At 71.0% G+C, this 8,875-nt stretch carries 8 protein-coding genes; 7 read left to right on the forward strand and 1 reads right to left on the reverse strand.

Features of this window, described 5'->3' with window-relative positions:
* Nucleotides 1–164: 164 nt before the first annotated feature.
* The 7 genes from pstS to AB0B14_RS31200 all read left to right on the forward strand — a co-directional run bounded on the left by pstS (nucleotide 165) and on the right by AB0B14_RS31200 (nucleotide 7,773).
* Nucleotides 165–1,265 (forward strand): phosphate ABC transporter substrate-binding protein PstS, encoded by a 1,101-nt coding sequence (gene pstS / locus AB0B14_RS31170; RefSeq protein ID WP_357068215.1) that lies wholly within the window; start codon nucleotides 165–167, stop codon nucleotides 1,263–1,265.
* Between the two features lie 39 nt (nucleotides 1,266–1,304).
* Nucleotides 1,305–2,396 carry a phosphate ABC transporter permease subunit PstC gene (gene pstC, locus AB0B14_RS31175; protein WP_357525666.1) on the forward strand — a complete coding sequence of 364 codons (1,092 nt, stop codon included), beginning with the start codon at nucleotides 1,305–1,307 and terminating at the stop codon, nucleotides 2,394–2,396.
* Nucleotides 2,393–3,481, forward strand: coding sequence for a phosphate ABC transporter permease PstA (gene pstA, locus AB0B14_RS31180; protein ID WP_357068211.1), 1,089 nt, complete (start codon nucleotides 2,393–2,395; stop codon nucleotides 3,479–3,481). Before pstC ends, pstA begins: the two co-directional genes overlap by 4 nt.
* Before the next feature lie 17 nt (nucleotides 3,482–3,498).
* Entirely contained in the window at nucleotides 3,499–4,275 is a 777-nt protein-coding gene (gene pstB / locus AB0B14_RS31185; RefSeq protein WP_357525680.1) for a phosphate ABC transporter ATP-binding protein PstB, read from the forward strand.
* A gap of 113 nt (nucleotides 4,276–4,388) precedes the next feature.
* The gene (locus tag AB0B14_RS31190) at nucleotides 4,389–5,492 is read left to right on the forward strand and encodes a histidine kinase (protein ID WP_357525668.1); all 1,104 of its coding nucleotides are present in this window, start codon (nucleotides 4,389–4,391) and stop codon (nucleotides 5,490–5,492) included.
* Complete coding sequence (locus AB0B14_RS31195) at nucleotides 5,489–6,169, forward strand: response regulator transcription factor (protein ID WP_357525670.1); 681 nt, start codon at nucleotides 5,489–5,491, stop codon at nucleotides 6,167–6,169. The genes AB0B14_RS31190 and AB0B14_RS31195 overlap by 4 nt, the downstream gene beginning before the upstream one ends.
* Nucleotides 6,170–6,243: 74 nt before the next feature.
* Entirely contained in the window at nucleotides 6,244–7,773 is a 1,530-nt protein-coding gene (locus tag AB0B14_RS31200; protein ID WP_357525672.1) for a tannase/feruloyl esterase family alpha/beta hydrolase, read from the forward strand.
* Between the two features lie 51 nt (nucleotides 7,774–7,824).
* Here the strand turns inward: AB0B14_RS31200 and AB0B14_RS31205 are convergent, their stop codons facing one another.
* Nucleotides 7,825–8,658, reverse strand: coding sequence for an NUDIX hydrolase (locus AB0B14_RS31205; protein WP_357068203.1), 834 nt, complete (start codon nucleotides 8,656–8,658; stop codon nucleotides 7,825–7,827).
* Between the last annotated feature and the right edge of the window lie 217 nt (nucleotides 8,659–8,875).

Genomic DNA, 8,875 nt, shown 5'->3' on the forward strand with positions numbered 1-8,875 from the left:
CTCAGCAAGCGGTCATCTTGGCGGCCGTACGTGTTCACCCTGCGTTCACTTGCGACCGGCGAACCGGCTACCTGGCACTTCTAACTTTCGTGTCAGCCGGTCAGTGCCGGTCCTCGGGCCCCGGCATCGGGGTGCCAAGTCAGACGCGAAGGGAAACCCCTCAGGTGAAGCTCCAGCGGTACGGCACTCTTGCCTGCCTCGCTCTTACTGCGACGCTCGGTCTCAGTGCTTGCGGCTCGGACAACAACGAGCCCAGCACCAGCGCTTCGGGCTCGGCCGCCGCGGCCGACTGCGCCACCGGAACGGTGAACGCCCAGGGTTCGTCGGCACAGAAGAACGCCATGGACGAGTGGATCAAGGCGTACCAGCAGAAGTGCCAGGGCGTCACGATCAACTACGAGCCCTCCGGCTCCGGCGCCGGCATCACCGCGTTCATCAACGGCACCGCGGACTTCGCCGGCTCCGACTCCGCGCTCAAGCCGGAGGAGCAGCCGAAGGCCGACGCCAAGTGCGCCGGCGGCGCCGCCATCAACCTGCCGATGGTGATCGGCCCGGTGGCCATCGCCTACAACCTCAACGGCGTGGACAACCTCCAGGTCAAGCCGGCCACCCTGGCGAAGATCTTCGCCGGCAAGGTGACCAAGTGGGACGACCCGGCGATCAAGGCCGACAACCCGGACGCCAAGCTGCCGTCGACCGCCATCCAGGCGGTGCACCGCTCGGACGAGTCGGGCACCACCGACAACTTCACCAAGTTCCTCTCCAAGACCGCCGAGGCGGACTGGACCCTGGGCAACGCGAAGGCCTGGAAGGCCCCGGGTGGCGTGGGTGCCGCCAAGTCGGACGGTGTTGCCAGCAAGATCAAGGGCACCGACGGCACCATCGGCTACGTCGAGTGGTCGTACGCCGAGAACGCCAGCCTGAAGATGGCCAAGGTCGGCAACGGCGCGGGCGAGTTCGCCGCGCTGACCGCCGAGTCGGCCGGCAAGACGATCGCCGGGGCCAAGATCGAGGGCCAGGGCGACGACCTCAAGATGTCGATCGACTACAACACCAAGGAGGCCGGGGCGTACCCGATCGTCCTGGCGACGTACGAGATCGTCTGCAGCAAGGGCCTCGCAGCCGACAAGCTGAAGCTGGTCAAGGGCCTGCTCGGCCACGCCGCCAGTGCCGAGGGCCAGGCCTCTCTCACCGAGCTGGGCTACGCCCCGCTGCCGGAGACGGTCCGCACCAAGGTCGAGACCGCGGTCAAGAACCTCTCCTGACCCGAATCCACCACCTCAGCAACCGAATCGAGCGAGCAGATGGGTGAAACCCCTCACCGCTCGGCCGACGCCGGCACCGGCGGGACGCGCGTGACCCAGAGTCACGAGTGGCCCGCCGGTGCCTCGGCGCGTGTGGCCGAGGCACCAGTCAGCACCCCTTCCCCTGACGGCTCCGGCCTGGGCGGCGGTGGCGCGCTGCCCCGGGCGCGTGCCTTCGGCGCCGAGCGGGCCTTCCACGGCCTCACCCTGGCCGCCGGCACGACGGTCCTGGTCATCATCGTCGCCATCGCGGTCTTCCTGATCGCCAAGGCGATTCCGGCGCTGCGGGCCAACTCCGCCAGCTTCTGGACCTACGAGGGCTGGTTCCCGAACGACGACCCGCCCACGTTCGGCATCGGCGCGCTCGCCTTCGGTACGGTGCTCACGGCCGCACTGGCGCTGCTCATGGCGGTGCCGGTGGCGATGGGCATCGCGCTCTACCTGTCCCACTACGCGCCCCGGCGGCTCGGCAACGCACTCGGCTTCCTGATCGACCTGCTGGCCGCCGTGCCGAGCGTGGTGTTCGGCCTCTGGGGGCGCGACTACCTCATCGGCCCGGTCACCGATCTCTCCGGCTGGCTGAACAAGTACTTCGGTTGGATCCCGATCTTCGGCGGCGACGGCCCGTACGGAAACTCGATCCTGCTCGGCTCCCTGGTGCTGGCGATCATGGTGCTGCCGATCATCACCTCGCTGACCCGTGAGGTGTTCCGGCAGACCCCGACCGCGAACGAGGAGGCCGCCCTCGCGCTGGGCGCCACCCGGTGGGAGATGCTGCGCACCGCGGTCCTGCCGTACGGGCGGCCCGGCATCATCGCCGCGGTGATGCTCGGACTGGGTCGGGCGCTCGGCGAGACCATCGCGCTGGCGCTGACCCTCGGTGCCACCTACAGCATCTCGTTCAACGTGCTCGAGTCCGGCGGCAACACCATCGCCGCCAACATCGCCAACCGCTTCGCCGAGGCGAACGACACCGGTCGCGGGGCTCTGATCGCGTCCGGCCTGGTGCTGTTCGCGATCACGCTGGTCGTCAACATCATCGCGCGGGCGATCATCTACCGCCGCCGGGAGTTCACGGAGTCCGCCGCATGAGCGCCACGATCACCTCACACCGCACCCGGCCGCCGGTCCAGCCGGACACGTTGCGGGCCCGGCGGCTGCCCGCGTACGCCGCACCGGCCATCGCCGTGGCCGCGCTGGTCCTCGCCGCCGCGATCGTCTACGGCGCGAGCATCGGCGGGCCCGTCCTCGTCATCGTGCTGGGCGCGGTGCTGTACCTGGTCGGTCTCTTCGCGGCGTCCAACGCCGTCGAGGGGCGACGAGCGGCCCGCAACCGCACCTGGAGCGCGCTGATCCACTCGGCGTTCGTGCTGGCCGTGGTGCCGCTGGTCTCGGTGGTCTGGACGCTGCTCAGCAAGGGTGTCCAGCGGTTGGATGCCGACTTCTTCCTCACCTCGATGAACAACATCGGCGCCCGGGACCCGAACGGCGGCGCCTACCACGCCATCATCGGCACCCTGGAACAGGTCGGCATCGCCGTCCTGATCACCGTGCCGCTCGGGCTGCTCTGCGCCATCTACATCGTCGAGTACGGCCGGGGCAAGTTCGCCTTCGCGATCCGCTTCTTCGTCGACGTGATGACCGGTATCCCGTCGATCGTCAGCGGCCTGTTCGTGCTGGCGTTCTGGGTGCTGATCGTCTCGCCGTGGTTCAACGACGGCCGACCGAGCTTCTCCGGCTTCGCCGCCGCGCTGGCCCTCGCGGTGCTGATGCTGCCGACCATCGTCCGCTCCACCGAGGAGATGCTGCGCCTCGTTCCGGCACCGCTGCGGGAGGGCGCGTACGCCCTGGGTGTGCCCAAGTGGAAGACCATCCTGCGGGTGGTGCTTCCCACCGCACTCCCGGGCATCGTCACCGGCGTCATGCTCGCCATCGCCCGCGCGGCTGGCGAGACCGCCCCGGTGCTGCTGATCGCCGGCGGTGGCGCCGCGATCAACTTCAACCCGTTCGAGAACAACCAGTCGTCTCTCTCCCTCTACGTCTACCAGCAGGCCGGCAACGCGTCGAAGTACGCCCCGGACCGCGCGTGGACAGCGGCACTCACCCTGGTCGCCCTCGTGCTCATCCTGACGATCGCGGCGAAGTTGCTGGCCCGTCGCAACAGGCTCAGCCGATGAACCCCGGAGGTACCACCATGGCCAAGCGCGTCTCCGCCTCGAACGTCACCGCGTACTACGGCGGGTTCAAGGCGATCGAGAACATCAACCTGACCGTCGAGCCGAAGACCGTCACCGCCCTGATCGGGCCGTCCGGTTGCGGCAAGTCGACGTTCCTGCGGTCGATCAACCGGATGCACGAGGTGCTGCCGGGTGCCCGGGTCGAGGGCAGCCTGACCATCGACGACCAGGACATCTACCACCGCGAGGTGGACGTCACCGCGGTCCGGCGCACGATCGGCATGGTCTTCCAGCGGCCGAACCCCTTCCCCACCATGAGCATCTTCGAGAACGTGGTGGCGGGCCTGAAGCTCAACGGGGTCCGCAAGAAGTCGATCCTGGAGGCCGCGGCCGAGAAGGCGCTGCGCTCGGCGAACCTGTGGGACGAGGTCAAGGACCGGCTGGGCAAGCCCGGCGCAGGCCTCTCCGGCGGTCAGCAGCAGCGGCTCTGCATCGCCCGGACCATCGCGGTCGAGCCGCAGGTCGTCCTGATGGACGAGCCGTGCTCGGCCTTGGACCCGATCTCCACGCTGGCGATCGAGGACCTGATGTTCCAGCTCAAGGACAAGTTCACGATCATCATCGTGACCCACAACATGCAGCAGGCCGCGCGGGTGTCGGACCGGACCGCCTTCTTCTCGATCGAGAAGACCGGCGACCCGGGTCGGCTGATCGAGTACGACAACACCCAGAAGATCTTCAGCAACCCGAGCGTGAAGAAGACCGAGGACTACATCACCGGCCGCTTCGGCTGAGCCGCTGGTCTCCTCCGCTCTCCTCCGCGACGCGGGCGGTCCGTCTCCGGACGGACCGCTTCGTCGTTCCCGCGGCCGATGACCGCCGATCGTGCGCTGCCTACGATCAGCGGGTGCGTACACCCGGCAGACCCCTGCGCGGATGCCGGCCCGAACCGCGAGTCGCCGTCGGCCTGTTCCTCGTGCTCGCGACACTGATCGTGGTCACACCGAACGGCCCGCAACGCCCCATCGGATACGCCGCCGCCCTCGTGCTGGCGGCGGTGCAGGCCAGCACCATCGTGGTGCTGCGTCGCTACCCGGAGGCCGCGATGGCGGCGGCCGTCCTCGCCGGGGTCGGCATCGAGTCGCTCAGTCCGGACATCGGTTGGCTCGGTCAGGTCGCCGCCGTGTTGGCCGGGTACGCGCGGAGGCGATCGCCGTCGCGGTCGCTGTGGGTGCTCGGCCTGCTGCTGGCCGGTACGCCGTGGAAGCTGGCGCATGGTGACTGGCGCAACGTGCTGCTCGCGATCGCCGGCCCGGCGCTCGGCTGGGCCCTCGGTGAGCTGGGCCGGACCCGCGCGCTGCGCCGGCAGGACTCCGAGCGCCGCATCGTCGCCCAGGAGCGCGAACGGATCGCCCGTGAGCTGCACGACGTGCTGGTCCACACGGTGTCGGTGATCGTGGTGCAGGCCGGTGCCGCGCAGGACGTCTTCGACCGCCGGCCCGACCTGGCCCGCGCGGCGCTCACCTCGATCGACCTGGCGGCCCGGTCCACCCTGTCCGAACTGCGGGTGTTGTTGCAGACGATGAGCGCCGACACCGGACCCGACTCGGCCACCCCGCAGCCCGGTCTGGCGCAACTGGACACCCTCGCGGCGTCGCTGCGGGCCACCGGGCTGACCGTCGAGCTGGATCGGAAACCGGCCGTGTCGACGTTGCCGGCAGCGGTGGACCTCTCGTCGTACCGGATCGTGCAGGAGTCGCTGACCAACACCCTGCGGCACAGCCAGGCCACCCTGGCCCGGGTGACGGTGCGGTGCTCGCCCCGGTCGGTGCGGCTGGAGATCCGCGACGACGGGCCGGCCCGTCCGGTCGGCCGGGTCGACCGTTCCGCCCACCGCGGCATCGTGGGGATGCAGGAACGGGCCCGGCTGCTGGGCGGGACGCTGGACGCCGGGCCGATGCCGGGCGGCGGCTTTCGGGTACGGGCGGACCTGCCGCTCAGCTCGGCATGACGACGACGGCCATCCGGGTGTTGATCGCCGACGACCAGGCCCTCGTCCGAGCCGGCTTCGCGATGATCATCGGGAGCCGCGCGGATCTTGAGGTGGTCGGCGAGGCGGGCGACGGTCTGGAGGCCGTCGCGCTGGCCGGGCGCCTGCGGCCGGACGTGATCCTGATGGACGTGCGGATGCCCCGGCTGGACGGCATCGAGGCGACCCGTCGGCTGGTCGCGGCCGGCCAGCCGGCGAGGATCATCATGCTGACCACGTTCGACCTGGACGAGCCGGTGTTCGCGGCGCTGCGGGCCGGCGCCAGCGGCTTCCTGCTCAAGGACATCCGGCCCGACGAACTGGCCACGGCGGTACGGGTGGTGGCGCGCGGTGAGGCACTGCTCGCGCCGACCGTCACCCGGCGGCTGCTCGACCGGTTCGCCAGCGAACTGCCCGGCGGCACTCCCCCGCCGACGCTCGACGCGCTCAGTGCCCGGGAGATCGAGGTGCTCGCGCTTGTGGCGCGGGCGCTCTCCAACGACGAGATCGCGGAGCGCCTGGTCCTCAGCCGGGCCACCGTGAAGACCCATCTGTCGGCGATCCTGCTCAAGCTCGGCCTCCGCGACCGGGTGCAGGCCGCCGTGCTCGCCTACGAGTGCGGCCTAGTCCGGCCCGGCACCGCTCCGCCTCGGGGATGACCGGGAGTCCCGTCCCGAGACCGATCCGACAGACCCTCCGACCTGCCTAATCTCCCTCCAAAGAGGAGGGAAGCATGATTCGTTCAGTGCTGGCACTGCTGGCCGCCGTACCACTGCTCGTCACGCCCGGAGCCGCCACCGACCCGCCCACCGACCGGTGCGCGGGGTTGACCGGGGCGCGCATCCCGCAGGTGTCGGTGTCCTCGGCGGAACGCGACACGAACGACGAGGGCCAGGAGTTCTGCGTCGTGCAGGGGGTGATCCGGCCGCAGACGCGGTTCACCGTCAAGCTCCCCGTCTCCGGCTGGACGGGGCAGTACGTACAGCAGGGCTGTAGCGGGCTGTGTGGCACGGTGCCCGACCTGACCCTGCCGCTCTTCGGGTTCCAGTGCGCGGCTGCCCGGGACGGTCGGCTGGTGCTGGCCGCCGACGACACCGGGCACACCGGCGACCCGCAGACCAGCGAGCCGGCGACCTGGGGCGCCGACCCTCGGGCCCGACTGGAGTTCGGGCTGCTGTCCGAGCACCGGCTGCGGAGGGTCGCGGACGCGGTGATGGTCGCGTACTACGGGCACGGGCCGACATACCGGTACTTCGACGGCTGCTCGACCGGCGGGCGGCAGGGGCTGATGCTGGCGCAGCGGTTCCCGGCCGACTTCGACGGCATCCTGGCCGGCGCGCCGGTGCACAACCTGGCGCCACTGGCGCTGCTGAACGCCTGGGTGGCCCTGCGGAACACGGACGCGTCGGGCCGACAGATCCTCGGCCCGGAGAAGATTCCCGCGCTGCACGAGGCGGTTGCCCGAGAGTGCGGCGCGGTCATCGAGGATCCGCGGCGGTGCGGGTTCCAGCCGTCGTCGCTGCGCTGCCCGCGGGGCACGGACCGGCCGGACTGCCTCACGGCGGCCCAGGTGGCGGCCGTGGTGGCGTTCTATCGAGGGCCGAACGGCCTCTACCCCGGGGGCATGCCGTACGGATCGGAGCTGGGCTGGATCGACCAGTTCGTGGTGCGCTCCGGCTCCCCGTCGGACGGCAACGCCGGAAGGATCGCCCTCAACTACCTGAAATACCTCGCGTACCCGCAGAACCCGCCAGCCGATTTCCAGCTGACCGACGTGCGGTTCACCCGGGCCACGTTCGACCGGCTGAACGTGCTGGGCGACGCCATCTACAACGCGACGGACGCGGACCTGTCGGAGTTCCGCGCACAGGGCGGCAAGTTGATCCTCTACCACGGTTGGGCGGACCCGTCCGTCCCCCCGTTCACCACCCTCGACTACTACGCGGCCGTGCAGCGGCGCGGCGGCAGCGAGGCGTTCACGCGGCTGTACATGGTGCCCGCCGGCTACCACTGCCTGTTCGGGCCCGAGCCGAGCCCGCACCCGTCGGAGGTCGGCATCCCGGAGTTCCTCCAGCCGCTGATGGACTGGGTCGAACGCGACGTCGCGCCGAGCGACATCGACGTCCTCACCTTCGCACCCAACGAGGAACCGGACCAGCAGTTCGTCCGCTTCCTCACGGTGGCGCCATTCGACGCGCTGGCACCCGCGCACGCCGCCCCGGGCAGCCTCAACGCCGGTTACCGGTACGTCGGGCACTACTGAGGGACCGCCGGTCCGCCGTGCCTCAGGGACACGGCGGACCGCCGGCCGGGGTCAGCCGAGCACGAAGCGGGGTTCGCCGTCCGGGGGCAGGTCCAGGCGCGGGGTGACCGGGGTGGCGGCGTCCCGGTCGGCCGCCGCGCGGGCCACGCCGGCCAGGTCGCCGGCCGCCGCCACCTGCGCCAGCGTGACGAGCGTCGGCGGCAACATGGTCAACTCGCCCGCCTCGGCGCGGGCCAGCGCGTCCGCCGGGCGGATCCAGAGCGTGTGGTCGGCCTCGCCGGAGACGTCGCGGGTCCGCTGTCCCGCCGGCAGCAGGGCCACGAAGAAGTACGTGTCGAAGCGGCGCGGCTCGAACTCCGGGGTGATCCACCGGCTCCACGGCAGCAACAGATCCGATCGCAGCGTGAGCTGGCGGTCGGCGAGCAGCTCGGCGAAGCCCAACTCACGCCCCTCCAACCGCTGCCGGGCCGTCTCCCAGTCGTCCCCGCTGACGTCGCCCACCACGGTCGCCGGGTCCGGGCCGGCGAGCAGCACGCCGGCCTCCTCGAAGACCTCCCGGGCGGCGGCGCAGACCACCGCCTGGGCGGCGTCCGGCGTCACCCCGAGCCGACCCGCCCACTCGGTCGGTGGCGGGCCCGCCCAGTCCAGGTGTGCCGCGGAGTCGGAACGGTCCACCCCGCCGCCGGGGAAGGCGTACATCCCGCCGAAGGTCATGGCGGCGACCCGGCGGATGACGTACACCTCGAAGTCGGCGTCGGTCGGACGCAACAGCAGCACGGTGGCCGCGACCCGCGGCGTCGCCGGGGTGCCGCCCTCGGCCCGGAACCGGCGGGCGTGCTCGACCAGGGCGGCCGGGGCGGCGAAGCCGTCGCTGTCGATCGTCATACCGCGAGCCTAGTTCCCGGCAGCGCGACCGCCGGCAGCGCGCCAGCCTCGTCGATCATGAAGTTATTGCCACGACACGCCGTGCCGCCGGGCAATAACTCCATGATCGACGAGGTTGGTCGGGGGGGGCGGGGGGCGGGGCGGGGCGGGGGGTGGGGGGTGGCGGGTCGGTGTGCTGGGCACCCACCCCGACAGCGCCGGACGCCGTTGGGGCCGT

Origin of the sequence: Micromonospora sp. NPDC049171 (genome assembly GCF_040648275.1) — a bacterium.
Classification (GTDB): Bacteria; Actinomycetota; Actinomycetes; order Mycobacteriales; family Micromonosporaceae; genus Micromonospora.

What these genes read in the sequence shown, in the direction of transcription:
- pstB (WP_357525680.1), top strand. Translation starts at nt 3,499, where the DNA reads ATGGCCAAGCGCGTCTCCGCCTCGAACGTCACCGCGTACTACGGCGGG.
- AB0B14_RS31195 (WP_357525670.1), top strand. Translation starts at nt 5,489, where the DNA reads ATGACGACGACGGCCATCCGGGTGTTGATCGCCGACGACCAGGCCCTC.
- AB0B14_RS31205 (WP_357068203.1), bottom strand. Translation starts at nt 8,658, where the DNA reads ATGACGATCGACAGCGACGGCTTCGCCGCCCCGGCCGCCCTGGTCGAG.
- pstA (WP_357068211.1), top strand. Translation starts at nt 2,393, where the DNA reads ATGAGCGCCACGATCACCTCACACCGCACCCGGCCGCCGGTCCAGCCG.
- pstC (WP_357525666.1), top strand. Translation starts at nt 1,305, where the DNA reads ATGGGTGAAACCCCTCACCGCTCGGCCGACGCCGGCACCGGCGGGACG.
- AB0B14_RS31200 (WP_357525672.1), top strand. Translation starts at nt 6,244, where the DNA reads ATGATTCGTTCAGTGCTGGCACTGCTGGCCGCCGTACCACTGCTCGTC.